Here is a 25048-nt window from a genome sequence, read left to right as displayed (position 1 = left end):
GACGACACAAAAACTGGAGATAAAAAAAGCCTCGATGTTAGGGGGAGAACATCGAGGCACGCATGCTTGGGGAAGCTTTTTCTCAAAAAATGAGTGCAAAGTTAAGGACAATCAAGGGCCAAAAAATCAATGTCTGTCTAAGGGGTTAAACTGTACATCATTAGCCTGTTCGTATTCTCTGACTGACCCAGCAAAACTAAGTTCCGAATAAAACGCTTAAATTGCCGTTTTTTTTGAAAAAAAGCTCAAATACCTCTTTTCACACCATTTTTGCTACATTAAACGCCACTTTTGTGTATTTCGCAGCGTTAGTTAAGTACGCTATTAGTGAGCTTCATCCCAATTTTCACCCTCACCGACCTCAACAACCAACGGAACTGACAACTCAACAGCTCCTGACATGAGGGCAGAGAGTTCCTCTTTAACTCGACTCAGATCCTGTTCGGCAACCTCCAGAACCAGTTCATCATGCACCTGCATAATCATCAACGCATCAACGTCACTTTCTTCTAACCAGGCGTCGACCTTAATCATAGCCATTTTGATAATATCCGCAGCTGTACCCTGCATTGGCGCATTGATCGCTGTTCGCTCCGCAGCCTGACGACGCATCCCATTTCTGGCGTTGATTTCCGGTAAATACAACCGTCTTCCCATCAGGGTTTCCACATACCCCTGTTCCGATGCCTTGCGACGAATATCATCCATAAACTGTGCAACACCAGGGTATCGGTGAAAGTAGGTATCGATGTAGCTCTGAGCATCGTTCCTACCAATATGTAGCTGTTTAGCCAAGCCAAAAGCTGACATGCCATATATCAGACCGAAGTTGATCGCTTTGGCACTTCTACGTTGTTCAGCACTCACATTATCCAAGTCAACATCAAACACCTCAGCGGCTGTCGCCTTATGAATATCCAACCCATCAGCAAAAGCGCTGCGCAGTCCCTGATCCCCAGAGAGGTGAGCCATGATGCGTAATTCAATTTGCGAGTAGTCTGCCGCCACAATCCGATATCCAGGCCTGGCAATAAACGCCTGCCGAATTCTGCGACCTTCCTCTGTTCGAATGGGAATATTTTGTAAATTTGGGTCCGTGGAGGACAAACGGCCGGTTGCCGCAACCGCTTGATGATATGAGGTATGCACCCGACCAGTCTGCGGGTTCACCATTAAAGGAAGCTTATCGGTGTAAGTAGACTTTAATTTTGCCAACCCTCGATACTGCATAATGACCTTCGGCAATGGGTAGTCCAGCGCAAGCTCCTGCAACACTTCCTCTGCGGTGGAAGGAGCCCCCTTTGGGGTTTTCTTTATTACGGGTAAACCCAACTTGTCAAAAAGTACACTGCCAAGCTGTTTTGGGGATGCCAGATTAAATTCTTCGCCGGCAATATCATATGCCTGCTTTTCCAACTCAGCCATGGTTTTGCCATGTTCACGACTTTGCTGAGCCAATGAATCACTATTAATCAAAGCACCATTACGTTCGATTTTCGATAGGACTTTGAGTAACGGCAGTTCAATCTTTTCAAATACATTCTTAAGCGGCCCAATTGCCTCGAGTTCCGGCCATAGTTTCTGGTGGAGCTGGAGTGTGATGTCCGCATCTTCGGCGGCATATGGGCCGGCATTTTCGAGAGGGATTTGATTGAAGGTAAGCTGTTTCGCCCCTTTCCCCGCTATGTCTTCAAAGTGAATTGTAGATCGCCCCAAATGTGCCAATGCCAAGGTATCCATATCGTGCCTGTTTGCTGTTGAGTTCAAAACGTAGGACTCAAGCATCGTGTCGTAGGCGATACCTCGCATTTCTATTCCGTGGTTCACCAACACACTTCTGTCATATTTGAGGTTCTGCCCAATCTTGAGAATTGAAACGTCTTCCAATACGGGCTTTAGCAAACCTAGAACCTCTTCTTCCGTCAGCTGTTGAGGAGCGTCAGGGTAATCGTGTCCAAAGGGCACATACGCGGCCTTGCCAGCTTCAACAGAAAAAGAAACACCAACGACCTTTGCCTCCATGTAATTCAGGCTTGTAGTCTCGGTATCAAAAGCAAATATCTTGGCTGACCGGATGGATTCAAGCCAGCGATTATAGGTATCCAAATCTGTAACCGTTTCATACTCGGTATCAACAAGTTCAGGTATCGGCTGTCCGTCCGCCCCCCCTTCCTGATCTAATTCATCCAACCAGGACTTAAACTCAAGTTCCCCAAATAGCTCTCTAAGAGTCTCTTTTTCCGGGGATGCATGGGCAAGCTGATCAACCGAAACATCCAGCTCCACATCAGTTTTTATAGTTGCTAACTCGTATGACATAGGCAAATCTGGAATTGCACTACGCAGATTTTCCCCAACCTTCCCTTTCACTTGGTCCGCATTATCCATAACCCCCTGCAAGGTGTCGTATTCCGCCAACCACTTCACCGCCGTTTTAGGCCCGCACTTTTCCACTCCAGGGATGTTATCGACCTTGTCGCCCATTAGCGCGAGATAATCGATGATCTGCTCGGGTTTAACGCCAAACTTTTCAACAACTCCAGCAACATCCATTTTCGTACCGGTCATTGTATTAACCAGCATTACATGCTTATTAACCAACTGAGCCATGTCCTTATCCCCAGTTGAAATGACAACATCCATTCCTTTATCACTGGCTTGTCGAGCTAACGTACCGATAACATCATCTGCTTCAACACCATCAACAATTAGCATTGGAAAACCCATTGCCCGAATGATTTTATGCAGTGGCTCAATTTGACTTCGCAGGTCATCAGGCATTGGAGGGCGATTAGCTTTGTATTCCGCGTAAATCTCGTCGCGAAAAGTTTTTCCCTTAGCATCAAATACTACCGCTACAACACTCTCAGGATATTCTTTCACAAGGCTTCGCAACATACTGACCACCCCTCTTACAGCTCCTGTGGGCATTCCCTTGGTATTTCTCAAGTCGGCTTTTGCCATGGCGTGAAAGGCTCGATAGAGGTATGAAGAACCGTCAACAAGTAAAACTGGGGCCGTATTTGTAGTCATAAGATTTAAGCAAAATGGTTAGTGGACATTGAAATTGGCGCTTAGGATACATCAAGCCCATACGTGAATTGAACGAAACTCTTACCTGATGGCACAGAATAGCTTTACCGCAATGTGTTACCAGACGCCACACTCACATGTGTTACCTGAACTAGATCACAATTAGACTTAGGTCTAAATAGACTAATTTATTACTAAAAATAAATTATTAAAATCAAATGGAAATATAAGGCTAATTATTAAGCGTCATATTGTTGTTTATTGATCAAAAAACACTATATATGGTGTTGCCTTTTAAAATGTGACCTAGACCCTATTACTAAACACTGCCTTTATCAAGTAAAAAGTATTTGCATAATTTCAATCTCGTTGTTAATATTTGTTACGCAAGGTAACACATTGCACGGAAGTTAGGTAACAACCTGACATTCGGTATCAACCATTCATAACTTAAGTATTCGAACTGTTTTTAGGAGAACAGAAATGAAAAACAAACTGGTGTCGCTAATCGCATTAGCACTAGTATCGAATGCTGTCGCTGCAGATGAGGTTGGTGCCCCTAATCCTCAAGTAACTTCCCAAGTTGGAGCTTCACTTGTGGAGGCCGGTGCCAGCAGAAGCTGGGCGAGTCAGCCAGTAAACGTATCAGGCAATTCATACGTTACTGTTCATCAAATGAAAGAATTCGATGCACGCGTTGATGAAATTAACAATGAACTCAACGCTAAATTAACTAAGTTAATAGAAGATCGTCTTAGCTCTTCCATTACAAAGTAAAAGACAGACAAGCGGCCCAGCAATGGGTCGCTGCCCTAATTGAACGAAACGGAATAGTTTTTTAGTAAAAGTTTTGGGTAAGGCAGGTGCAGTTGAGTAGTCGTAGCTGCTTTACCCCCTTCTTTTAAGTTACAGCGAAGTGCCTTAAAAGCAGATTTATACCCCTTAGACAGACCTCCTTTGTAGAGTTTGATCTCTTCGTCCCGGGCAATCTTACCCCCTCCTTACAAAGTTGCCCCGGGTTTTTTTATTCCACCTTTCCACTTTCAAAACAAGCCCTAAAGCTTTTGCTTACCGCCCAATAAAATTCTGAATAAGTATTTATTTTGTCTGAACTCGCCAAACTATCTACCAGGAACAGGGGCAAACCCAACACTTTTGAATAACGAGCTGCAGCCTCTTTTTCACCTTCTTCAGCCATTAGGCAAAGGCAATTCCGGCCCGATTCCTTAATTTTAAGTAAAGACTTACTACCTATACGCTCTTCCGGCACATCGGTAAGTGCAGCCATTTGCTCCAGCTTGTTGTGATCTACAAAGCCATCGAAGCCATCGTGATAAGCAATATATTTAGTTGAACTGAGTTGGCCGAAGCCGTCCAACACCCGCTTATCCATCGCTTCGAACTTTGCTTTTACCTCTGCCATATTTGTAACTAGTGAAGCTTCAAACTCGGGGCGCAGAATAATTAACTCTTTCGTCAACTTTTCAGCGAAGAAGATCACATCAGGCAGACTAAGCCAAAGGTGCAGTAATTCGTCATGGTGGTGGCTATGGTTATGACTTACCTCCCCATCCAGATTCATCGGAAGGTGGGGTTTATTTCTTACCAAGCTCTCCATGAACCCTTCCATCTGCGGCCCGACCCAGACAACAAGATCCGCATTCTGAAGCTTTCTTTTATCAGAGACCTTCAAGGAGTAATGGTGGGGTGATGCAGAGGCAGGTAGCAGGGATTCAACCTCAACCATTTCTTGGCCAATATCTTTCGCAAGCAATGCCAATGGACGGATTGAGGCCAAAACTTTTATGCCCCCCTGCTCTTCAGCCGTTGCATCAGCTGTTAAAAACACGATTTGCAGAGCAATCCAAAACGTCAAACCAAACTTCAGTAAAATATGCATTTTAAACATCAATAAATAACAATAATTTTCGACTATTTCGAGATAAATCACTAATGTTATACAATAACATAAACTCCCACACCCCTTGAAATATCTGTTATGTCGATTTCTCAAGATCTCAATGCGCCTCATAATCACGAAAAGTGTATTGAGGTAGCATTAAACAAGGCAAAAGCACACTGTGAAAGATCTGGTGCTCGCTTAACGCGCCTCCGAAAAGAAGTGCTAAAGCTAGTTTGGCAGAGCCACAGCCCCCTCGGCGCATACTCCTTAATTAAACAGCTTGAGCAAACATCCTCCAGAGACAAGGTAGGTCCACCGACCGTTTACCGAGCCCTCGATTTTCTTGTCGAGCAAGGGCTGGTATACAAAGTTCGCTCTCTTAATGCGTTTATTGGGGTCAGCACACATAACCAAAAAAAAGTTACTTTCCTCGTATGTCAGGAATGTGGCTTCACGGAGGAAGTGACCAACAACTCCATTCAGCAAGCAATTAATTTGCTCGCCTCTCAACACAGATTCAGCGTTAATCATCAGGTTATGGAGATCCTGGGGCTGTGCGCGAAATGCAAAAAGAAAAGCTTATGAGTAACTCACTAATCCAATTTGACAAGGTGTCATACAGCCACCAAAACCGGGGGATTCTACACAAAATCAGCCTCGACTTGCTCCCGGAAACCATTACTACCCTGATTGGCCCTAACGGCGCAGGCAAAAGCACCCTGGTGAAACTCGCCACCGGGCTAATTACCCCAACAGCGGGTCACATTATTCGTACCCCACATCTGCGCATTGGCTATATGCCCCAGAAGCTGTCATTGGACAGGAGCTTACCGATTAAAGTCAGTCGCTTCCTCAGCTTCGCCGAACCATCAAGGCAAGCCCGAAATGACGCAATGCAACTTCTCGGTATTAGTCACTTGAAGAGTCAGCAGATTCACGATCTCTCTGGCGGAGAACTCCAGCGTGTATTACTCGCCAGGGCGATATTACGCAAGCCTCAGGTTTTGATTCTGGATGAACCTCTTCAAGGCGTCGATATTACCGGCCAAACGGAGCTTTATTCCTTGATCGCCAAGCTTAAAGAGGACCTGGGATGTGCCATTCTCATGGTTTCTCACGATTTACACTTGGTCATGGCACAAACAGACTCCGTGCTTTGCCTAAACGGACATATATGCTGTCACGGAAAGCCCGAAAGCGTAACTCAACACCCTGAATACTTAAAACTATTCGGCCATCGGGCTTCTGAAAACCTTGCTGTGTACACCCACCATCACGACCATCACCACACCCTTCATGGGGACGCAGTTCACTGCGACTCAACTTGCGAGCACGAACATGATTGAACTGATTTTAATGCCTATGTTGGCCGGTATTGGTTTGGCAATTGCGAGCGGCCCCCTTGGTGCTTTTGTCGTCTGGCGACGGATGGCTTACTTTGGAGATACCCTTGCTCACTCAGCATTGCTTGGGGTCGGCCTTAGCCTCGCGTTTGAGTTACATACCAGTTTGGGTATCGCGATAGTATGTTGTTTTTCCGCACTCATACTTAGCGCATCAGAAAAATTCTCGATGATTTCCACAGATAGCTTGCTGGGTATACTTTCTCACTCAACTCTGGCACTGGGAATAGTGATTCTCGGATTGATGTCAACACGGGTTGATATTAGCAGCTATTTATTTGGTGATATTCTCACCGTTACACTTTTTGAAGTAACTATTATTACCTCAATTTGCCTGGCCTGTCTTTGTCTAATCTTATTTTTCTGGCGGGCGTTGATCACCATGCTGGTCGACCAGGAGCTTGCTCAAGTGGAAGGCTGCCATGTCGGAAAACTGAAACTTCTCATTGTTTTGCTTTTGGCAATGATCATTTCCGTCTCAATTAAAATTGTGGGAGTGCTTTTAATAACGGCATTATTGATCATACCCGCGGCGTCTGCCCGTAAATTATCTTCATCACCTGAAGCCATGGCTATTACGGCATCTTTTGTTGGTGTTCTATCAGTAATTACGGGGTTATTCGGCTCGATGTTTTTCGATTCTCCAGCAGGTCCAAGCATCGTGCTATCCAGTGCTTTGTTCTTTATTTTGATCACCCTGTTTAACAATTTAAAGTCACCAGAAAAATAGAGAAAAAAAGCCTTTAAAAACAGCCCTCTCTCGGTTGCAATTATAATTAATATCTCTATATATTTATGTTCTGACGAACCGACTTATGTCTTTGATCTACTGAATGAATACAGAAATCTTGTACGAAAATTTGCGCTCTCTCAGCCAGACTGTACTCTCAGTAAAAGACCAAGTGAGTGTATTAAGAAATGGGGCGGAATCAAGCAAGCACGCCATTCAATTGAATAATGTTTTATGTGAAGCATCAGCAAAACTTACTCGGGATCTGAATGATATTCAAAATGTAACATCACTGTTACGAGAAACAGCGAAACAATACGAATATATTTCGGATATCGACAGAGCAACCGTTAACCTTGAAGAACACTCCAGCGAAATATCCATTCACTTAAAAGCAATACGACGCAAGCTTATCCCACTCAATTCCATTCTGGGAGAAAAAAAAGATTCCCGTCCAGGTTATAACAATGAAGTTGTCTCTCGCTTCCAAGTCGGATTAATACAAGTTTTAAATAGCATCCTATACGTACTTTCACTCTTATCCAGCTGTTTGAAAGCACAGTTAAGGGAGCTGGAAGGTGTGAGCAAATCCAGTAGAAAAGACATTCTTTTAGATACTAAAACAACCGAGCTTAATCAGCAGATCATAGAAATTCGAGAGCAATTTGATCTTATTTTAGTGCCAAGATTAACCAAAGTTCATCAGGTATTACTCGGATGCTTCAAACCAGTGCTGGATATCGAGGGGATACTGGAAACATCCCAACAACTCACAAATCAGATCGCTTCAAATATACAACCCATTCATGAACGACACACGCGCTTATTAGAGAAGCTTACGCCACTGAAAGGGCTTAAAAGTATTTTTTTTGGAGGCGAACGTCGTGCGATTCAAATTCTGGATAGATCAGGTTTTGGACATAATCAACTTGTGGAGTTGAAAGGACGTTTAACCCATGCTGACATCAAATTGAGTGCGGATATAGCACCTAAGCTTGAATATCAAACCAGAGAGTTACTGCACAACTATCCCGGTGATCACACACTTGATACAACTGCGATGGATGTTCGCGCATTCGAAACTAAGCTTAAACGCGCGCTATCAAACTTTTTACCTCAATGCGAAGCAAACCGCAGCCTGATAGAGAAGTTGTGCGCAGCTCCAACTACATAGTCTGGCGTCGATGAAATTGTGCCAGTTGTTCTTGAGTGTCAATATCAATAGCCGCGTTCTGTAATTCGACACTGTAAACATCGCTATTTTGCCGAATTAATGCTTTTGCGCCCGAATCTCCAGTCAAAGCTAATAATTGGGAAAAATATTTTTGCGGAAATATTGCTGGCACTCCCTGCTGTCCCGAATAGCTCGAACACGCAATTAACTCAGGCTGTTTTTCCCACCCGTTAATCAGTTTTCGGTAGTCATCAACATTCAAAGCTATCTGATCCGCAAGCGCAATCAGAACCCCGTCAACATTTTTGTTAAGCCCTTCAACACCATAAGCAATACTGCTGGATAGACCATCTTGCCATTGTGGGTTGATAACGATGGATTCAACTAACACTTCATGCTGCAATAAGGACTGTTGGATTACCTGATGATGGGCACCCAAAATCAAAGTGGTGGGTATTTCAATTGGCAGATTATTCAGCGCATTCTGAATAAGCGACTCACCTGCATCATTAATTGAAGCTAATTGCTTAGGCTGACCAAATCTGCTTGCCTGACCGGCAGCAAGTAACAAGCAATGAAGGTTTTTCATAGACACCTGAGCTTGGTTATTCGATTTAATTCATCCTCACGAAATGACTTTTTTACCCGGCAAAATCGAACAACCCACTATGCGATTGAGCTGTTTTCCCGTGATATACCGCCTGAATCTCCGCCAGCACAGAAAGTGCGATCGACTCAGGCAGGTCTCCCCCTAAATCCAGGCCAATTGGGCCAGCAACAGGGCAAGGTAAGAGGTCAGGTGTGAGTTGCGCCAATGCAATAATTTTTTGTTTTCGGTGCTCGGGCCCAAGAAGTCCGATGTATTTTGTTTGGCTATGCCGCAGCAGAGAAAGCCCAGCTGCATCCATATCCAAATTATGATGCATGACCACCACAGCATCATGTTTTGCAAGTTCAGCCATAGGGAAATCATCAAGTCGATAATCACGAACACAAACAGAAGGAAAAAATTCCTGTCGGCCATAAGCTGTACGAGCGTCGTTAACAGTTACCTGCCACCCTAACCGAGCAGCGGCCTCGGCCACGGGGATTGCATCCATCCCGCCACCCAAAACCAAAAGATGAATTGGGGCGACCAAAGGGATAAATAGCGCGTTTTCATCGATCTGCTCCCGCTCGCTTACAAACTGAACTTTAAGCTCGGGGTCGCTCGTCCAAAATACGTTTTGCTTACTGTTTAAATACTCAAGAGCCTGATCAAGTTTAAGGTAATCATTGCTCTTAGTGACGGGAAAAAGTGTTATATCAATTCGCCCTCCGCAACCAATAGCCGGCTGCCATCCAGGCTCATCTGACGCTTCCAGATCATAGCTGGTTGTCAGCGGTTCTCCGGTTTGCATTACCCGCAGAGCTTTGACTTTGAGATCCCCCTCCAGGCAACCTCCACTCACAATCCCTAAAGCCTGGCCTTGACCGCCAATAAGCATCATGGCTCCCGCCTTGCGATAACTCGACCCTTGGGTGGATGAAATAAGCGCAAGCACCCAATCCGTATCGTCTCGAGCCGGATACCAAGTTTGCAGGATATGAAATGTGTGGTTCATAGCAGGGGCAGTAACCTTTAATTACCGATTGTGCTGCCCCAGAGTGTGATTACACAAAAGAGAAACTTGAGAAGGACAACAAGTCGGGTTCTACGTAAGCGTTTCGTGCCTCGGTAGAGTACAACAGCTCTGGCGAGTAAAAAGTGAGTAGCACTTCTTTCGCGCTGCTAAAGAGGTCGTTGTTATATTGCTTGAAGCACTCCCAGTCCCGAAAATCCGAATTTGAGTTCAACCGTCCCTCGATAATACGCAGTAAAGCGATAGTTATCGTTGCATGATACTTTTCCGGCATCCCGATCGATGCGGCATAGTTTTTCAATGCCAGGCAATAACGGGAAACAGCAAGTTCCCGTTCACAGGTAAGCAACAGACACCAGGCCGCATACATATGCCCCTCGTGATCGAAAAACTCCGGCGGTAGCGTTTTATTTTCAAACGCCTCAACAAACTCTTTTGGCTCTAGTCCACTGGGCTTCATGGCACACTACCCCACTTAAATACACGATGATGAAATACCTCAATGAGCATCTAAAGTATCAATGGTTGCTTGGATCCGCCTTGATCGGTATCAGAAAAATTAATAGGTTCACATTCAATGGTTATACTGATCCGGGTTATCCTGCGCTGTATTTTTTGCTTTTACAGGCTTTGCCCAAGGCCGGCCAAGACGCTTTTCAATCTGTTTCTTTTCCCATCCGGTGTCGAAAATTTCGACAAATTTAAAGGTCTTAAGCGCGCCGTATAGAATAGAAATTCCCCAGCCAATGGCCACCCATATCACCCACAAATAGCCTGGGCTGACGAATAAGTTCACCATAGTTAGAAATATCAGAGTGACAATGTAATAGGTAAGACATTGGTAAAAGCTCTTGAGCTTTTTGACATGTTCAATTGCGTCTTTTTCTTCTTCAGTAATGTTTGTGTCCGTGGTCATGTGCGGCTCTCCCTCTTGGAGTAGTTCAATATCGACCTCAAAAACCGCAGCCAGTGACTTATAGCTCTCCAGACCGGCTCCCTTACCACCTTCGATGCGCTGGACCGTTCTGACACTTAAGCCAGATATTTCCGCTAAATGCTCCTGCGACCATCCGTGTTGTATCCGAAGTTTTCTAACCATCATTTCCTTCACCGCTTGTTTTGAGAATGTCTATGCATCCTAGGGGTTAAGCCGTTCAAAACCACGACTGTCGGGTGACACTTTCATGCCAACAGCACATCAACCGCGGCTATTGTCACCAAACCTTGCTCGCACCGGGTCCAGTTCATTCCCGGTTACTTCCGTAATTGGTTTATACATGTGCGGCCTGCGCCCTTTTAGCCAACGCTGGCCAGTGCACACATCCTGTTCTGTCAGATCTAAACAGGCAACAACCATATCATCACCAATCGATGAACTTTCGGCCAAAATTTCGCCATAGCAATCGATAATCATGGCATTTCCCGTGCGAACTTCATCGTCATCCAAACCAACGCCATTGCTAAACAGGTAGAAAACTCCGTTGTCGTGGGCCCTCGAAGGAAGCCAACGCATTAACCAGCCTCGCCCTTTTTTCCCTTGAAAAGCATGACGCAAGCTCTCAGGATCCTGTTCTCGATTATGCCAAAGTTCCGGGTCGATCAAGCCCATAGCTCTTGGACTCCTGGAATTACACCCGCCTGTCTGGTGAGGGGCAAGAATAATCTCGGCACCCAAAAGAGCAGTCACTCTGGCATTTTCGACCAGGTTATTATCCCAACAAGTCAACACCCCCAATTTGACCCCCAAGTCACTATCAAACACGGTATAACTATCACCCGAAGACATGTGTTGACTGATAAAGGTGTGGAGTTTTCGATGTCTGATCCAATTGCCAGAAGGTTCAACAATCACCTGAGTATTAAACAAGCATGAACCATCTTTTTCGATTAATCCCGCACCAATCGTAAGCTTGTATTGTTCCGCAAACCTCGTTAGCACTTGGGTAGATGGCCCGTCAGGCACAGGTTCAGCCAATTCAACCACTTCGCTGCGGGACAGTTTCCGAACATGCCAATAACCGGTAATGCACATCTCTGGGAAACAGAGTAATTGGACGCCCTGCTCCGAAGCTTTTTGACAATAGCGTTCAATCACCGACAGGTTATAGTCTTTATCGCCCGGCTTATGGCAAAACTGGACACTGGCAACCTTAAGCTCGCTTGGTCTGGACATAGCTATTGCTCCTCACTTATGCCCGATCACCCGGGTAGACCAAACCAACCTGCTTTCTAGCCTGCTCGATCACCGAAAGAATATTTTTACTGAAGCGCCAACTGTTAATGTCCGACTCAGTTTTTCCCTGGTGGATTAGTTGCACAAAGTGTTCGATTTCATAACGCATGATGTCTGGGTCTTGCTCAACCGCAATGTTTTCCACGGTTCCATCATTTAGATACAGTTGGATTTTATCAACATAAGAAACGAAGTATATTTCGATTCGACCAAGCTCCCCCTGTATTTCGGTGAAATTATGGCCGTTGGTGATTTTCGAGCAACTCACACAGGCTTGCTTATCCCCATAATCAAGCAGAAGATCTGTGGCACCATCGACACCGGAATCGAGCATAATACTATTTGCTTGAATAATATCCGGCATTCCCCATAAATCAATCACCGGAGATAATGGATAAATCCCCAAGTCCATTAACGCGCCATTAGAAAACTCAGGCAGGAACGTATTTACTCGCTCACCCCGTTTATGTGAATCATATCTGGAGGAATATTGACAATATTGTCCAATGTATTTTCTGGGAACACCGATACGCTGGATATGTTGCTTTAATACCTTGTAGTTCGGCATATGGGTAGTAAGCAATGCTTCCATGAAACAGCGTTTATTCTGTTTCGCGGCAACACAAATACGCTCCAGCTCTGCTACATTAGTTGCCGAAGGTTTTTCTCCCAAAACATGTTTGCCCGCGTTTAATAACAGCTCCGCCTGCTCGCTGTGAAGCGAATTTGGCGAAGCAATATATACCGCATCGATGTCATCATCTTGCGCAAGGTTCTCGATATCGGTATAAATTTTTACCGAACCCAGGCCATCAAGATGCTTGTCAATAAAGCTAGCGCCGCTCTCTTCTTTTCTCGAAAGAACTGCGCACAACTCAACTCCTGTAACCTTCTTCGCTGCTCTGACAAAGCCCCCAGAAATTACGTTGGTACCAATAATGCCAAATCTCACCATGACCCGCCTCGCTATTAAAATCATATCTGGTTAATACTACCAAATAGTAGGTAATTGTCAGTTTCACTCTGGCGTATATTCTCGATACACCTATGCTTAAGGATAAAAAAGAAGGATCAACCCATATGCCCATTACTGCTCAACAAAAGCAACTCGTTCAGGATAGTTTCACCAAAGTAGAACCTATTGCTGATACTGCTGCAGAGATATTTTACGCCAAGCTTTTTGAATACGATCCCATATTAAAATCGCTATTTAAGCATGATATGAAGAGTCAGGGACGCAAGCTAATGAGCACGTTGAAAGTTGCTGTAAAAGGGCTTGATGATTTAGATGGATTGGTTCCCGTGCTGGAAAAGATTGCCGTTCAGCATATTGATTATGGCGTCAAAGCTGAAGACTATACACCTGTAGGCAACGCCTTACTTTATGCATTAAAAACCGGGTTAGGTGATGAATGGACCCCCGAGCTAAGACAAGCCTGGGTTGATACTTATCGGGTAATAGCAAATGTAATGAAAGCCAAAGCCTACGAAAAATAATACAGAAACATGAATGAATACGAACGAAAATGTTTTCGTACTCTCGTTATTCACCTCGTTTTGATCAGATATAAGGTTGTACCAGTATTAACTGCTAACAGCCAGCCTTTCGCTGGCCGTTACATTAATGCAAGAAGTATTAAGACGCCGATGCTTGTTTCAATGGTGTTACGCTGCTTTCAGCTTCTTTTGAAGAGGTACTCTCACCGGGAATACTTTTAACTTTTTTCAAAGAAGAAACTAATAAATCCCGATTATCAACCAAACACTCAGCAACCTGCTCACTGAGATCTTCATTGAGTTCTTTACAGTTTTCCTGAATAAGTTCAGCAATAGTATAGATACAATCCAATTTCTGATCATGGGCATCAGCCAATTTCTTGTCCATATACTCTCCTGCCAGCTCACCGTTGGGTTTTTTCACCCGATATACCACTTCAATCGTCATATCTTAGCCTCCATAGTTTGGAGGAAAGAGAATATCACACACTGTATATATTTCCAGTTATTTTTTTTATCGGTAGGGCATCCCACTTTTTAAGTTTATCTGGGTCTAGATACCAATCCGCCTTTGACCCCCAGTAAATATTGTGTTGTGGCTGAATTTTCGGTTCGGAATCCAAAGTCCCCGCAGGTACGACAACAGCTTTTTTCGTTTTGGTAATCCAGGGCATAAGCGAGCCACAGTTTTTACAGAAAGAGGTTGCAAAATGCTTGCTATCGCTCGGTTCATATCGACCAAGCAATTCTTCTCCCGATGTATAAGAAAAATCATTTGGGTCAACTAATATATTAGACGCATGCGCGCTGCCAGTTACTTTTCGACAACGCGAACAGTGACAATATTGAAAAATACCTAGATTACTACCGAATTCATAGGTAATTTGGCCGCAGAAGCAAGAACCTCGTGTTAGCTTATCTGACATACTGGCTCTCCTGTTTAGTATATGTAATGAGCTATTTATATAGTAAAAAAATATTGAGACTACCTACAAGCCTCAGTCAACGAATCCGTCAAATTGTTTTCTCCGGCGTAAAGTTCAATAATTTGCTTCTGAAAATGGTTGGAATGATGAAAAAAGTATAGGACGGAATCAACAACATCTTCTCTGGAAATATGCTGCTCACTTTCCATGTTCGGTTTAGACGTTGTTATTTTTCCGGTAGCCGGCTCATCCGTTAATCTTCCCGGTCTTAAAATCAAATATTGCAACGAACTGTTAATCAGATGTTGATCTGCAAAGTGTTTGGCAACGCAATAGTATTTTATTTTAGCCGGGCCCGTATCTGGATTACCGGCACCTCTGGAACTGATCATGAGGAAATTTTGTATGCCATAATCCTGAGCATAGTCTACAGCCTTAGTTGCCGCCCATAGGTCAATTAGCAACGTCTTATCCGCCCCAGTTGCTGCACCAGAACCTGCAGTAAAAACAACAGTATCACATCCTTCAAATGCGGAAGAAAAATTCTCTTCCAAATCTGCCACAACCGTTTCTATTCTCATACTGTTAAAAAATAGTGCCTGCTGTTGCTGCCTTACCATAGCTCGTACAGCAAAACCCTGGTCATGAAGCTTTTTCACCAGCTGTTTTCCTATCCGCCCATTTGCACCAATCACTAGAATTTTCTTAAACATAGCGCTAATCCGTTAGTTAAAATGTATACGTTCAAGCATCATAAAATCAGGGGATATAATTGTTTCCGGGACACTTCCATCGATTAGGTGCCTGGATAACTTCTGTAAAAAGCGATCGATCTCTGCAAGCTTATTGTTGTCCGTACGAAGAGTTTTAATAAGCTCACTATCTTTTGAATAGATATTAAAGAACCACTCAATTTGCCATTCTTCTTTCCCTGGTTTTTCGTTAAGCTCCGCCCAGATAAACCCTTTATCTAACGCAACAATAATATTGCCCTTCTCATTCTCATAAATTGGAATTTGAAGGACCTGGCTCTTTTTTTTGGCGAGTTGATAGTGCTTTTTCTGACAGCTATCACACAAAGTCAGAGTCATCAGATTATCTTTCAGTTGTACCGACATCTGCATTTGATATTTTTTTTGTTGATATACCGGCGTCAACATGTAGTAAGTGGTATTTAACTCGGAAGGAGTATATTTTTTCTCCACCAACTGTTTAGATATAGTGATAGCAAACTCAGCAGCTTTTTTCTGATCAATCTCTTTCGGCGATTCCGGTCTGGTATAAACATTAATAAACATGAAGTATTCCCAAACTCTATTGTTACCTAATTCTGAATTTGGAATTACATTTATCCATATTTGATCAGCGTAACGAATTAAATAATCTCCTACTGGCGATAGATAAATATCACTCCCCGAGAGGTCAGAGGCTTCAGTCAAATGTAGGTAGGTTTCTGCAGCACATCCAGGGTAGCACCGGATCTTACGTATTGTTTTGGGGCTAGCAGTTTGGTCTGTACTGAGACGAATCTGTTGAATGGGTTGGTTGAGCCTTCCCTGCTCAGGGTTTAGTGTTTTATATACGCCATCTATCTCACTCGCAAGGCTGGGAATCGCTAAAAACACACTTATCAGAAACAAACACCCAATACGGTAATACATTACGCAACAACCCCATATCTACAACACATGAACTGGCGATGATAGATGTATTCTCCCTATAGATTAATGTTTGGTGTCAATAACACCTAAATTCAGGACATACCCACACCGCGACCTAATAACACACCTAGTAAAGGCATGATTACCAACAAGGTCAGCTCGCCGCGAATACACCAGACGATCTTTTTCGGTAGTGTAATTTCTTCGCTTTCAGTTTTTCGATTTTTTATGAAGAAGACTGTGGGATAGACAGACAGCAATGCGATAACAAAGAACAAGGTAACTTTCAGGTGCATTATCCAGTTTTGACTATAGAAACTTGCTGGCTTGCCGACACCCAACCACAAGGTCATACCGGAAGCAAAAACCACGAGGGCACAAATACCATACGCCATGTCAATCATGGCAAGTCGTTTGAAATCTTGCCTACTGACTTGAGCCTTTGCCAAAACATGCTCTGCTGTCATTAGTGAGCCAAGTACGATGATACCGAATAGATGAAAATAGCGAACGATTATTTCTGCCAACATGATTTAACCTATTGTATAAGTGTTTGGATGATCGATTTCATTACATTATTAATGTGTACGAAATGATCTGGATTTAACATCTGTTCTTTTGTCTGAATATACTGAGAATCAACTAACTCATCACCACATTGTTCAATTAGGGACTGTGCAAGGGTTTCTGTTGTTTCCAGGTGAAACTGCAAAGCAATAACATTTTCACCAAAGATAAAGCCCTGATTTTGACAAGCCTCACTTGAATATATTGCTTCTGCGCCATCCGGTATAGCAAATGTTTCTCCATGCCAATGGAAAGCAAGTATGGCATCCGGTAAAACTTGATTCCATTTATTACTGGAAATTTTTAATTTATTAATAGGAAACCATCCAATTTCCTTTTCTCTGTTTGGTTTAACTTCCGCCCCTAAGGCCGTGGCAATCAGCTGTGCTCCCAGGCAAACACCCAATACTTTTTTACTGCTCTGAATTACTGTTCCAATTGCTTTCTTTTCTTCAACCAGCCATGGGTATTGGCGCTCATCATGAACACTCATTGGCCCACCCATAACGATAAGCAAGTCTATTTCATTCAGGTCGGGCGGATTCTCATTATTGTAAAACCTGGTGTAGGAAATATGATGGCCTTGGGCCAAAAGCACAGACTCGATACTGCCCAAACCTTCAAAAGGTACATGCTGAAAGCAATGAATATTCATATCTACTTCTCGGATATTTCTTCATTCAACAAAAAACGTTGGAAAAAACGCAGTACATTTTCGCTATATTTCTGCGAGTCGAAATTATATAAGTCTTCGTGTTTAGCACCGTCAACTATCCATAGTTGCTTTGGTTCGTTGGCTTCTTTATAAAAAGAAAGTGTTTCCTTCTCTTTAGTTTTCATATCATCCTTGCCACCAAGTACGTATAACGCACCTTGGTATTCCTTTATTTGAGTAATGGGTTGTAACTCATCCAACCTTGCTCCAGCTCTTGGTTCTAATTGAACGACCATTAGAGGGGTAATAGCTGGTTCAAGGATTCCCAGCTTAAGAGCCATCCTGTTGCGCACAGCATAAATAAACTTCGCATACACCCCTTCAATAATTAACGCATCAATATCCCTTTTACTTTCGCTCAGTAATGTTGCAGCACCACCCATCGAAATTCCAATCACGCCTATTTTGCTTTCTGCAAAACGAGATCGAATATATTTAATTGTTGCATCCACATCCTGTGCTTCTTGTTTACCAAAGGTAATTTTCTCGGCGATACTTTCACCGTGAGCACTAAAGTCAACAACAACAACGGTATACCCCGCCTCCGATAGCAATTTTACCCTGGGCAACATTTTCCCTTTATTACTGCCAATTCCGTGAAATACGGCAATTACCGGCATATCGACGTTACCAGGAAAAAGCCAGCCATGAAGTTCTGTGCCCGAGGCACTGGATATAACTACTTTTTCGTATTCCACCCCTGACTCAGGCTGCGAAATGGGCTGATTTACTGGCGTAATAAAACGACTGCCAAAGTTCCAAACAGAATATGACCCCAGGATGGCAAAGCACCATAGGTAAGCTATAAATGTAATAACCTTACGATTTTTCATGAAATACCGCACGTCAATAGGACTGAAGCTGACTGCTTTTTGACCGTTATTTGTATATGGAGATAATGCGTTTTAAATTTGACAGGCTACTATAAAATCAATCGTGTAGAGGTCAAGGCTTTTAATTGAAAAGAAGACAACCCTGCGTAATTAGCATTATGTGAATACGCTAGAGTGTTTTGCCTCAACTAACAGTAAACCATCTAAGCCTGGTCTCAAGGCTTCTCTGGGAATTGAGGAAATATCTTTCTCTTTTCTCTGGAATGAATGATATAAAACCGACTTTTCCCGTAACAACGAATTGAATTTAATTGATGTTAATAAAGCAATCCCATTGATAGATCTCCGGTGACATGAAACACCGTGTATAGGTGGACAACCATACGTATAATATATTCGGGAGTTTTCCTCATCCAGTTATATACCCCCATCTAACTCTATACAGAACTGCGTTAACACCTGAATCGTTTCACTCAAAAGCGCTATAGCTTTTGTATAAGACAACTTTTCTTAAAAACAGAAGCTAAATCCTCGTTTGGCTATCCCATATATTCGAGATTATTAGCCTGACATAATCCATTCATACTTAGGAAATATCACATAGAATCGGTTTTCTCAGCCGAATAGTATTAAAAAGATGAGTCATGCGATCCGCTCAAAGGAATAACAATAGTTACTATTTAGATTAGTAATTTTTTAGTCTTAATTGCCGTCACATCAGAAGCCACACATAAAAGATGCGTTTTATGACAACACTATTACAATCGTTATCCTAAAAGCCGCAGCACATCTAGATAGCGAGGGAGGTAACCAGGGCAAATTGCCCTGGTGAAATATTTTTAGAATCGCCTAGCAGGGTTTTATTTGGTTGGAGATTTAAGCTTTTTATCAACCTTGTTAAACACAAAGTGGCCTGTCACCGGAACAGAGTAGTTGATGTTATCCAAGCCTGCGATTTTTCTGAGACGCTCGATACCCGTATCCATCTGAAAGTCGCCGGCTTTTATAATGATTGGTTTGTGTAGGGAAACACCCAACGTTTTTTCATCCACTTTATACACCAGCATACTGGCTTTTTGTGTCTGGGAAATGCCATGCATATCAATTGTCAGGTCAACATCAAACGGCGCTGTGCGGATCACACCCGCTTTCATATCATCCGCGCTGAAGTAATCCACTTTACCACTAATGGTGATAAAAGGATAAAGTCCTGATTCAAACAGTAAGCTTGCCATACGCTCATCCCTGATCTGGATCCCGGTGTTGACGGAGCGAGTATCCAAAGTAATGTTGAAGCTCCCGTCAGAAAGTAGCTCACCTTTCAAGTCACGAATGTCATGTACTTCGGCGATATTTTGGTTTTTGGTAGAGATAAAATGCAAACTCGTTCCTGCATCCGACAACACCCAATCTGCGGAAGCCTGACTCCCAACAATGATGGACCACAGTAGCAAGGCAATTGTTATTGAACACTTCATTGCATCCTCCTCTATTACATTTAATATTCTTTTGAGTTATTAAGCAGACCTCTATTAATATAAAAATCTGCCTTGAAAGGGGCTTGAGTACTAATAGTAGATCTAATACGCAATTTTACTCAGTTTTTCACATGCTGGCGCGGGACAGCGCCATAAAACACGTTAACAAGTATTCATACCCTCTTTATGGGAGTAGTATTAACTGTAACGAGCTAATTCGCCTCTTTAGTTCTGTCGCCTATAATTGTATGTATTAGACAATAAATTTATTCCATATATGAAAAAGACCAGCGAGCTCATATGGCAAGATCATCAGCATCAAATGTTGTTTGAGCTTATTGATCAGATCAATAATAGTGCTGATGAAGCTGATGTTTTCGAACGTCTCGTGGCCTATGCTGAACATCATTTCGCGCTGGAAGAGGCCTACATGGAAAAACTTAATTACCCCCACAAAGCGCAACACATAAAGGCACACAACCGATTCCGTGAAGAGCTTTCTGAAATGGTTGCCAACCAGGCCTTCCTTGACGATAGTTTAAGGAAGTCCCTTTCTACTTTTCTTTCCGAATGGCTCAAACGCCATGTGTTTGGTATTGATAAGGACTTCGAACAGTTCGTTTTACAATCAAAATCCAAGTAATCAATTGAGCACATCTCGCCGCCCAATTAATCGAATGTTTTTACCATTGACGTATACGTGAGTTTCAATTTGGCTAACTCATGAGGCGCTTTAAAGAAACCGTGGTAATCACCATAGGGATTAAATAAGACAATATTACTGCTGTGATCAACGGTGTAATCATCGCCTTGTACTACTTTTTTGAACGCGATATTTGTATCTCTGGTGAACTTCATGATTTCCATAAAGTCACCGGTCACACCAACAAAATCCGGGTTAAAAAAGGACACATATTCTTTTAGTTTCTCTGGCGTATCGCGAGCTGGATCCAGGCTTATAAGGATAACCTGAGTTTGCTTCGCCACATCACTATCAAGCTTTTTATAGACCTGATTCAATTTGGCCATTGTCGTGGGACATATATCCGGGCAATGCGTAAAACCAAAAAACACGATACTCCATTTACCCTTCAAGTTTTCTTTGGTAAATGGTTGGTTGTTTTGATCGAGTAACTGAAAGTCTCGAACAATTCTTGGTTTTTCAAATTGTATAGCGCCGTTTAAGCGAAGCTCCGTATCAGACAGCACGCGTGGTGACAGCATTTTATGTAGGAAACCCGCCAGTAATACACTAACAATAGCGAGTAAAATAAAGACCGTTTTTAGAATCCCTTTCTTTTGTTGAGCATTTGCTTGTGAATTAATAAAGGCGGCCAAAATAATTCCTCTAGGCGACGTTAATGGGCAGAAGATAATGGTCAAACAGCATAATTGCAAAAAGTGCCATCAGGTAAATTATGGAGTACTTAAACGCGTCCATGCCTGCATTCGCTTTTTTGCCGAACATTAACACCAGAACGTAATACAAGTATCCAATACCCAAGACAACCGCACCCAATAAGTACAACCAATTCAACATATGCGTAGCAAAAGGCAGTAGGGTTATTGCGATCAACATAAATGTATAAAGCACAATATGCAATTTGGTATAGCTTTCTCCATGGGTCACCGGCAACATTGGAATTTCTGCATTGGCATATTCTTTCTGTCTATGAACAGCCAGCGCCCAGAAATGCGGCGGTGTCCAGGCAAAGATAATTAACACCAGTAGAAGCGCATGCCCGTGGATTTCACCGGTAACAGCAACCCAACCGAGTAGCGGCGGCGCAGCACCAGCCAAACCACCGATCACAATGTTTTGGGGTGTCGCGCGCTTTAAATACAGTGTGTAAATAAACGCATAACCAATTAGTGAGGCTAGCGTTAGCCATGCGGTAAGCGGGTTAACCCAGACCATAAGAATGGTCATGCCTAATAAGCCCAACACAAATGCAAAAATAATCGCGTTGGCAGGAGTCACTCGCCCCTTGGCTACAGGCCGGTTAAATGTTCTTGCCATTTTGGTATCGACATGTCGATCCACAAGGTGGTTTACAGCTGCAGCGGAACCTGCACATAACGCAATGCCCACATTTCCCCACAAAAGAATATCTAGCGGCACAACACCCGGCACAGCGAGCAGCATTCCAATTAAGGATGTTAAGAGCATTAACGCAACCACACTGGGTTTTGTCATTTCCAGGTAGTCTCGCCAGTTTGTGTTTTCGATTACGCTCACATCAGACATAGTAATCACTCAAAATCAGTTGTAGATGGTTATGTTGTTTTTACGGAATGAATTCTGTGATTCACCGTAACCAAGATAATTAGCAGTAATGCCCCGCCAGCGTTGTGAAGTACTGCAACAGAAAGCGGCAAAGAAAATAGGATATTGCTCAAGCCCAGGGCGATTTGAATAATCAAGGCGCAAGCCAGGATGATTCCCCATTTTTTGACAATTCCCGCGCTATTTGACAGAAGTTTAAACGCGAGTAGGCCAACAAAAAACGTAACCAGCAATGCGCCTAATCGGTGGGAGAAATGGATAGCTGTGCGCGCGTCATTGTCTAATAATCCACCCAGATAATTTGGCCCGACACTCTGCAGAAAGTTAAAGCCCTGCTTAAAATCGGAGTCCGGTATAATCTGGTTTTGACAAAGCGGTAAATCCGGGCAGGCCAACGCCGCGTAGTTTGAACTTGTCCAACCACCCAAAGCAATTTGCACAACCACAACCACCATTGCAATTAACGCCAGTCGTTTTATATTGAGCAAATCCACAACGCTGCCCGCATCTAACTGCCAATGCCATCCGATAGATCGATTTAACATTAACCACAGAAGACTCAATGTTGCAAAGCCGCCGAGCAAATGCGCCGTAACCACTTGGGGCCATAGCTTAAGTGTTACAGTCCACATACCGAACAAGCCTTGTAACACCACCAACCCGGCCAGAAATCCTGCAAGCTTGATAGGTACTTCGGAGCGACCGTTCACCAGTGCACAACGAACAATGTTGGCAAAATAGAAACCAATAACAACCAACATAATGACATCCAGCGAGTGACCGACAAATGCTCGCGCTATGGTGCCCGCAATGATTACGGCAAGGAAAACTGCAATCGAAACCGGCCTGTCCTGACTTTGCTTACGCAAGGCAACGAAGAATAATGCAAAAACAATTAAACCAAGTGATGAAGCAAAAATGCGATGTATTTGTTCCGGCCAGGTTTTATCGGTTTCTACTGGAGTTTCTTCAAAGCGTAGATTCGCCTGTTCAATTTCATGGGCTTCGTTCGGCACCCAAAGATGACCATAGCAAGTAGGCCAATCTGGACAGCCTAAGCCAGCATGAGCCAAACGAGTAAAAGCGCCGAGTACGACAACCACAGAGGCAACAAATACTGCCAGAATAGATAATTTAATCAGTGTTGAATTATTGTTCATGTTATTGATAATCAATCGAATGCTTTAATGCGCGTTTAATATCTTTTAACAAATCATTTCCATGTTGTTTGTTGGTATACGCCATCATGGCAAAACTTTGTTGATCAACCAGAAAGTAATAGTGCTCTTGCTGCATATCCAGTGCTAAGCCAGATTGTTTTACCCAATCGTTCCAGATTTGTTTATCAACCGTAAAGGTTTTTAATTTTGGGTGTTCAGATTGAATACTAGCCAAATAAGCTTCGCCTTCAATACCGTTTAAATTCGCCGCAATTCTTTCTAACCTCAGGCCTTTTTCGCCCAAACGAATATGTACCTGACGGGTTGTATAGAGATTCTTTTGACACTGTTCTGTACATTGTGCTGGAACAGGCAGTAAGAGTCGCCACTTTTTATTTTGATTAAGTTCGTTAGAGAACTCGGTATCAACAATTTCTTCCAATGGAATTGCCTTAGGCAAGAGTAACCCTTTATTCACCGTATGATCCGGCACACCAATACCGGTAAAAAACATAAAATAGGCTGCCGCAATCGGCAATACAGAAACCACGATAATGGCAACAAGCGTTAGTTTCGCTTTTTTGTTTTTAACTTGGTCGCTACTCATTTCAGCTTTCTCAATTACAACATTATTTTATTTTCGACGCCCAAGAAGGCTCGAAATATTACTATTGGCAAATAGCCATAAAATACATAAAGCAACCGCCATGGCAAACCATTGCACCGCATAACCGTAATGTTTCGCCGGCGAGGTATTCACGGTTATCCAATTTACCGCTAATGCTGAGGCATTATCCTCATCGACCAGCAATATCCGATTTTCCAGATTCGAATGCAGTTGTTTAGACATTAACTCGGTATCCACTTCCAAAACTTTCTTTGGCCATGTTTGAGTCAAGTCTGTCACTTCATCAACCAGTGTCAGGTCACTTGGAATAGACCACTGTCCTGAAATACTCAGTATTCCGCTGGGCGTGGTAAATTCAGGCAACTGTTCTCTATATTGCCCAGCAGGTAACCACCCCCGATTCACTAAAATCCAATTGTCGCTATCTTTAATGCGAAAGGGCATAACCACATCAAAGCCTAATTTTCCGTTTAGATGTTTCCCTTCGATCAGCCAGTATCGGCTCGCATCAAATTCACCCGTCGTTCGAATCCGTCGGTATTTGTTTTGTTCATCCATCCCCAAACGCCACTCAATTGCAGGTAGCGCTTGCTGTTCAGCCCAAACTTCGAGTAATGTTTCTTTTTCTTCAGCTCGACTGAGCTGCCAAAAACCCAAACGAATGAGAATGGGTAACATGCAAATGGCAAATACTGTGATTTTCCAATTAAACACAAACTGAAATGTTTGTTTGCTAGTCACATTCATAATCAAGCATTGTAAAGGGCATCCAACATGTGGATAAAAATCACCATCGTGGTACTGTTTATCGGCTTACTCGTTAGCTTAAGTAGTGGTCTGGTATACCTAATGAAAGACATTGGTATTCCAGAATCAAAACGAACGCTTTATGCGTTAGGCGCCCGAATTACCATCGCTACACTTCTGCTTGGTTTTATCGGTTTTCATATCTATTCCGGCAATCTTAAGAACACAGCCCCGTGGGATCAAACTCGTCCTGCAGCGAATTCATCTACTACCAACAACTAACAAAACCTATTTTCTAAAACACAAAAGGGCAAGAGGTTAGCGGCCCCTTGCCCAGCATTTGTAACACCTTTTATCTTTTTTACTATTCAAGCCCACCCGTTCGCGGGGCGGTATTACCGATCCCTTCTCTGAGTTGCGAATATTCGATCCCTTACGCAACTCAGATATC

The 25048-nt window shown here is 43.2% G+C and carries 29 protein-coding genes; 8 read left to right on the top strand and 21 right to left on the bottom strand.

The window, feature by feature from the left end; all coding sequences use genetic code 11:
• Positions 1-324: 324 nt before the first annotated feature.
• Positions 325-3033, bottom strand: a complete 2709-nt coding sequence (gene polA / locus P5V12_RS19950) for a DNA polymerase I (RefSeq protein ID WP_316954838.1) — start codon at positions 3031-3033, stop codon at positions 325-327.
• 483 nt (positions 3034-3516) lie between these two features.
• On the opposite strand from polA, the gene P5V12_RS19945 reads away from it, so the two are divergent.
• Entirely contained in the window at positions 3517-3810 is a 294-nt protein-coding gene (locus P5V12_RS19945) for a hypothetical protein (RefSeq protein WP_316954837.1), read from the top strand.
• A 247-nt stretch (positions 3811-4057) separates the two neighbouring features.
• On the opposite strand, the gene P5V12_RS19940 is transcribed toward P5V12_RS19945, so the two are convergent.
• Positions 4058-4933 (bottom strand): metal ABC transporter substrate-binding protein, encoded by an 876-nt coding sequence (locus P5V12_RS19940; RefSeq protein WP_316954836.1) that lies wholly within the window; start codon positions 4931-4933, stop codon positions 4058-4060.
• A 99-nt stretch (positions 4934-5032) separates the two neighbouring features.
• Between P5V12_RS19940 and P5V12_RS19935 the strand changes: the two genes are divergently transcribed.
• From P5V12_RS19935 to P5V12_RS19920, 4 genes are all read left to right on the top strand, one after another.
• A complete protein-coding gene (locus P5V12_RS19935; RefSeq protein WP_316954835.1) occupies positions 5033-5521 on the top strand; it encodes a Fur family transcriptional regulator in 489 nt (162 codons plus the stop codon).
• Positions 5518-6282 (top strand): zinc ABC transporter ATP-binding protein ZnuC, encoded by a 765-nt coding sequence (znuC, locus tag P5V12_RS19930; RefSeq protein ID WP_316954834.1) that lies wholly within the window; start codon positions 5518-5520, stop codon positions 6280-6282. Before P5V12_RS19935 ends, znuC begins: the two co-directional genes overlap by 4 nt.
• On the top strand, positions 6275-7069 hold the full coding sequence (locus P5V12_RS19925) for a metal ABC transporter permease (RefSeq protein WP_316954833.1): 795 nt from the start codon (positions 6275-6277) through the stop codon (positions 7067-7069). Before znuC ends, P5V12_RS19925 begins: the two co-directional genes overlap by 8 nt.
• Positions 7070-7172: 103 nt before the next feature.
• Positions 7173-8243, top strand: a complete 1071-nt coding sequence (locus tag P5V12_RS19920) for a hypothetical protein (protein ID WP_316954832.1) — start codon at positions 7173-7175, stop codon at positions 8241-8243.
• Here P5V12_RS19920 and P5V12_RS19915 read toward each other — a convergent pair.
• The 6 genes from P5V12_RS19915 to P5V12_RS19890 form a co-directional block, all read right to left on the bottom strand.
• Entirely contained in the window at positions 8236-8832 is a 597-nt protein-coding gene (locus tag P5V12_RS19915; RefSeq protein WP_316954831.1) for a nucleotidyltransferase family protein, read from the bottom strand. The two genes, P5V12_RS19920 and P5V12_RS19915, sit on opposite strands and share 8 nt — an antisense overlap.
• 52 nt (positions 8833-8884) lie before the next feature.
• On the bottom strand, positions 8885-9847 hold the full coding sequence (locus tag P5V12_RS19910; RefSeq protein ID WP_316954830.1) for an XdhC family protein: 963 nt from the start codon (positions 9845-9847) through the stop codon (positions 8885-8887).
• Between the two features lie 49 nt (positions 9848-9896).
• The gene (locus P5V12_RS19905; RefSeq protein ID WP_316954829.1) at positions 9897-10325 is read right to left on the bottom strand and encodes a hypothetical protein; all 429 of its coding nucleotides are present in this window, start codon (positions 10323-10325) and stop codon (positions 9897-9899) included.
• 114 nt (positions 10326-10439) lie between these two features.
• Positions 10440-10967, bottom strand: a complete 528-nt coding sequence (locus P5V12_RS19900) for a 2TM domain-containing protein (protein ID WP_316954828.1) — start codon at positions 10965-10967, stop codon at positions 10440-10442.
• A 96-nt stretch (positions 10968-11063) separates the two neighbouring features.
• The gene (locus P5V12_RS19895) at positions 11064-12038 is read right to left on the bottom strand and encodes a nitrilase family protein (protein ID WP_316954827.1); all 975 of its coding nucleotides are present in this window, start codon (positions 12036-12038) and stop codon (positions 11064-11066) included.
• 16 nt (positions 12039-12054) lie between these two features.
• Entirely contained in the window at positions 12055-13053 is a 999-nt protein-coding gene (locus P5V12_RS19890) for a Gfo/Idh/MocA family oxidoreductase (protein WP_316954826.1), read from the bottom strand.
• Between the two features lie 92 nt (positions 13054-13145).
• On the opposite strand from P5V12_RS19890, the gene P5V12_RS19885 reads away from it, so the two are divergent.
• Positions 13146-13595, top strand: coding sequence for a globin family protein (locus P5V12_RS19885; RefSeq protein ID WP_316954825.1), 450 nt, complete (start codon positions 13146-13148; stop codon positions 13593-13595).
• A gap of 139 nt (positions 13596-13734) precedes the next feature.
• Here P5V12_RS19885 and P5V12_RS19880 read toward each other — a convergent pair whose 3' ends face one another.
• From P5V12_RS19880 to P5V12_RS19845, 8 genes are all read right to left on the bottom strand, one after another.
• Positions 13735-14043 carry a YebG family protein gene (locus P5V12_RS19880; RefSeq protein ID WP_316954824.1) on the bottom strand — a complete coding sequence of 103 codons (309 nt, stop codon included), beginning with the start codon at positions 14041-14043 and terminating at the stop codon, positions 13735-13737.
• Positions 14044-14077: 34 nt separating this feature from the next.
• Positions 14078-14521: a GFA family protein gene (locus P5V12_RS19875; RefSeq protein ID WP_316954823.1), complete on the bottom strand. Its 444-nt coding sequence runs from the start codon at positions 14519-14521 to the stop codon at positions 14078-14080.
• 59 nt (positions 14522-14580) lie between these two features.
• Complete coding sequence (locus tag P5V12_RS19870) at positions 14581-15234, bottom strand: SDR family oxidoreductase (protein WP_316954822.1); 654 nt, start codon at positions 15232-15234, stop codon at positions 14581-14583.
• A 12-nt stretch (positions 15235-15246) separates the two neighbouring features.
• The gene (locus P5V12_RS19865; protein WP_316954821.1) at positions 15247-16182 is read right to left on the bottom strand and encodes a hypothetical protein; all 936 of its coding nucleotides are present in this window, start codon (positions 16180-16182) and stop codon (positions 15247-15249) included.
• A 92-nt stretch (positions 16183-16274) separates the two neighbouring features.
• On the bottom strand, positions 16275-16712 hold the full coding sequence (locus tag P5V12_RS19860; RefSeq protein ID WP_316954820.1) for a DUF2214 family protein: 438 nt from the start codon (positions 16710-16712) through the stop codon (positions 16275-16277).
• Positions 16713-16720: 8 nt separating this feature from the next.
• Positions 16721-17242, bottom strand: coding sequence for a type 1 glutamine amidotransferase (locus tag P5V12_RS19855; RefSeq protein WP_410483306.1), 522 nt, complete (start codon positions 17240-17242; stop codon positions 16721-16723).
• 164 nt (positions 17243-17406) lie between these two features.
• Entirely contained in the window at positions 17407-18297 is an 891-nt protein-coding gene (locus tag P5V12_RS19850) for an alpha/beta hydrolase (protein WP_316954818.1), read from the bottom strand.
• An 860-nt stretch (positions 18298-19157) separates the two neighbouring features.
• The gene (locus P5V12_RS19845) at positions 19158-19775 is read right to left on the bottom strand and encodes a YceI family protein (RefSeq protein WP_316954817.1); all 618 of its coding nucleotides are present in this window, start codon (positions 19773-19775) and stop codon (positions 19158-19160) included.
• A 277-nt stretch (positions 19776-20052) separates the two neighbouring features.
• Between P5V12_RS19845 and P5V12_RS19840 the strand changes: the two genes are divergently transcribed.
• Entirely contained in the window at positions 20053-20418 is a 366-nt protein-coding gene (locus tag P5V12_RS19840) for a hemerythrin family protein (protein ID WP_316954816.1), read from the top strand.
• Positions 20419-20444: 26 nt separating this feature from the next.
• On the opposite strand, the gene P5V12_RS19835 is transcribed toward P5V12_RS19840, so the two are convergent.
• From P5V12_RS19835 to P5V12_RS19815, 5 genes are read right to left on the bottom strand one after another with little or no spacing between them, the layout of a single operon-like run.
• Positions 20445-21113, bottom strand: a complete 669-nt coding sequence (locus P5V12_RS19835) for an SCO family protein (protein WP_316954815.1) — start codon at positions 21111-21113, stop codon at positions 20445-20447.
• A 10-nt stretch (positions 21114-21123) separates the two neighbouring features.
• Positions 21124-22023 (bottom strand): heme o synthase, encoded by a 900-nt coding sequence (cyoE, locus tag P5V12_RS19830; protein ID WP_316954814.1) that lies wholly within the window; start codon positions 22021-22023, stop codon positions 21124-21126.
• Positions 22024-22052: 29 nt separating this feature from the next.
• Entirely contained in the window at positions 22053-23222 is a 1170-nt protein-coding gene (locus tag P5V12_RS19825; protein ID WP_316954813.1) for a COX15/CtaA family protein, read from the bottom strand.
• Position 23223: 1 nt separating this feature from the next.
• Positions 23224-23829: a hypothetical protein gene (locus P5V12_RS19820; RefSeq protein WP_316954812.1), complete on the bottom strand. Its 606-nt coding sequence runs from the start codon at positions 23827-23829 to the stop codon at positions 23224-23226.
• A 27-nt stretch (positions 23830-23856) separates the two neighbouring features.
• On the bottom strand, positions 23857-24591 hold the full coding sequence (locus tag P5V12_RS19815; protein ID WP_316954811.1) for an SURF1 family protein: 735 nt from the start codon (positions 24589-24591) through the stop codon (positions 23857-23859).
• 33 nt (positions 24592-24624) lie between these two features.
• On the opposite strand from P5V12_RS19815, the gene P5V12_RS19810 reads away from it, so the two are divergent.
• A complete protein-coding gene (locus tag P5V12_RS19810; RefSeq protein ID WP_316954810.1) occupies positions 24625-24879 on the top strand; it encodes a DUF2909 domain-containing protein in 255 nt (84 codons plus the stop codon).
• Positions 24880-25048: the final 169 nt, after the last annotated feature.

Origin of the sequence: Teredinibacter sp. KSP-S5-2 (genome assembly GCF_032773895.1) — a bacterium.
In the GTDB taxonomy this organism is placed as follows: Bacteria; Pseudomonadota; Gammaproteobacteria; order Pseudomonadales; family Cellvibrionaceae.
This window is presented reverse-complemented; position numbering and strand designations above follow the sequence as displayed.

Bases quoted from the DNA above. Each gene is read 5' to 3' on its own strand.
- P5V12_RS19935 (WP_316954835.1), top strand. From the start codon at position 5,033: ATGTCGATTTCTCAAGATCTCAATGCGCCTCATAATCACGAAAAGTGT.
- P5V12_RS19940 (WP_316954836.1), bottom strand. From the start codon at position 4,933: ATGCATATTTTACTGAAGTTTGGTTTGACGTTTTGGATTGCTCTGCAA.
- P5V12_RS19920 (WP_316954832.1), top strand. From the start codon at position 7,173: ATGAATACAGAAATCTTGTACGAAAATTTGCGCTCTCTCAGCCAGACT.
- znuC (WP_316954834.1), top strand. From the start codon at position 5,518: ATGAGTAACTCACTAATCCAATTTGACAAGGTGTCATACAGCCACCAA.
- P5V12_RS19910 (WP_316954830.1), bottom strand. From the start codon at position 9,847: ATGAACCACACATTTCATATCCTGCAAACTTGGTATCCGGCTCGAGAC.
- P5V12_RS19895 (WP_316954827.1), bottom strand. From the start codon at position 12,038: ATGTCCAGACCAAGCGAGCTTAAGGTTGCCAGTGTCCAGTTTTGCCAT.
- P5V12_RS19850 (WP_316954818.1), bottom strand. From the start codon at position 18,297: ATGAAAAATCGTAAGGTTATTACATTTATAGCTTACCTATGGTGCTTT.
- P5V12_RS19945 (WP_316954837.1), top strand. From the start codon at position 3,517: ATGAAAAACAAACTGGTGTCGCTAATCGCATTAGCACTAGTATCGAAT.
- P5V12_RS19825 (WP_316954813.1), bottom strand. From the start codon at position 23,222: ATGAACAATAATTCAACACTGATTAAATTATCTATTCTGGCAGTATTT.
- P5V12_RS19865 (WP_316954821.1), bottom strand. From the start codon at position 16,182: ATGTATTACCGTATTGGGTGTTTGTTTCTGATAAGTGTGTTTTTAGCG.
- P5V12_RS19845 (WP_316954817.1), bottom strand. From the start codon at position 19,775: ATGAAGTGTTCAATAACAATTGCCTTGCTACTGTGGTCCATCATTGTT.
- P5V12_RS19905 (WP_316954829.1), bottom strand. From the start codon at position 10,325: ATGAAGCCCAGTGGACTAGAGCCAAAAGAGTTTGTTGAGGCGTTTGAA.
- P5V12_RS19820 (WP_316954812.1), bottom strand. From the start codon at position 23,829: ATGAGTAGCGACCAAGTTAAAAACAAAAAAGCGAAACTAACGCTTGTT.
- P5V12_RS19855 (WP_410483306.1), bottom strand. From the start codon at position 17,242: ATGAGTGTTCATGATGAGCGCCAATACCCATGGCTGGTTGAAGAAAAG.
- P5V12_RS19915 (WP_316954831.1), bottom strand. From the start codon at position 8,832: ATGAAAAACCTTCATTGCTTGTTACTTGCTGCCGGTCAGGCAAGCAGA.
- cyoE (WP_316954814.1), bottom strand. From the start codon at position 22,023: ATGTCTGATGTGAGCGTAATCGAAAACACAAACTGGCGAGACTACCTG.
- P5V12_RS19810 (WP_316954810.1), top strand. From the start codon at position 24,625: ATGTGGATAAAAATCACCATCGTGGTACTGTTTATCGGCTTACTCGTT.
- P5V12_RS19840 (WP_316954816.1), top strand. From the start codon at position 20,053: ATGAAAAAGACCAGCGAGCTCATATGGCAAGATCATCAGCATCAAATG.
- P5V12_RS19860 (WP_316954820.1), bottom strand. From the start codon at position 16,712: ATGTTGGCAGAAATAATCGTTCGCTATTTTCATCTATTCGGTATCATC.
- P5V12_RS19885 (WP_316954825.1), top strand. From the start codon at position 13,146: ATGCTTAAGGATAAAAAAGAAGGATCAACCCATATGCCCATTACTGCT.
- P5V12_RS19880 (WP_316954824.1), bottom strand. From the start codon at position 14,043: ATGACGATTGAAGTGGTATATCGGGTGAAAAAACCCAACGGTGAGCTG.
- P5V12_RS19875 (WP_316954823.1), bottom strand. From the start codon at position 14,521: ATGTCAGATAAGCTAACACGAGGTTCTTGCTTCTGCGGCCAAATTACC.
- polA (WP_316954838.1), bottom strand. From the start codon at position 3,033: ATGACTACAAATACGGCCCCAGTTTTACTTGTTGACGGTTCTTCATAC.
- P5V12_RS19900 (WP_316954828.1), bottom strand. From the start codon at position 10,967: ATGATGGTTAGAAAACTTCGGATACAACACGGATGGTCGCAGGAGCAT.
- P5V12_RS19925 (WP_316954833.1), top strand. From the start codon at position 6,275: ATGATTGAACTGATTTTAATGCCTATGTTGGCCGGTATTGGTTTGGCA.
- P5V12_RS19890 (WP_316954826.1), bottom strand. From the start codon at position 13,053: ATGGTGAGATTTGGCATTATTGGTACCAACGTAATTTCTGGGGGCTTT.
- P5V12_RS19870 (WP_316954822.1), bottom strand. From the start codon at position 15,234: ATGTTTAAGAAAATTCTAGTGATTGGTGCAAATGGGCGGATAGGAAAA.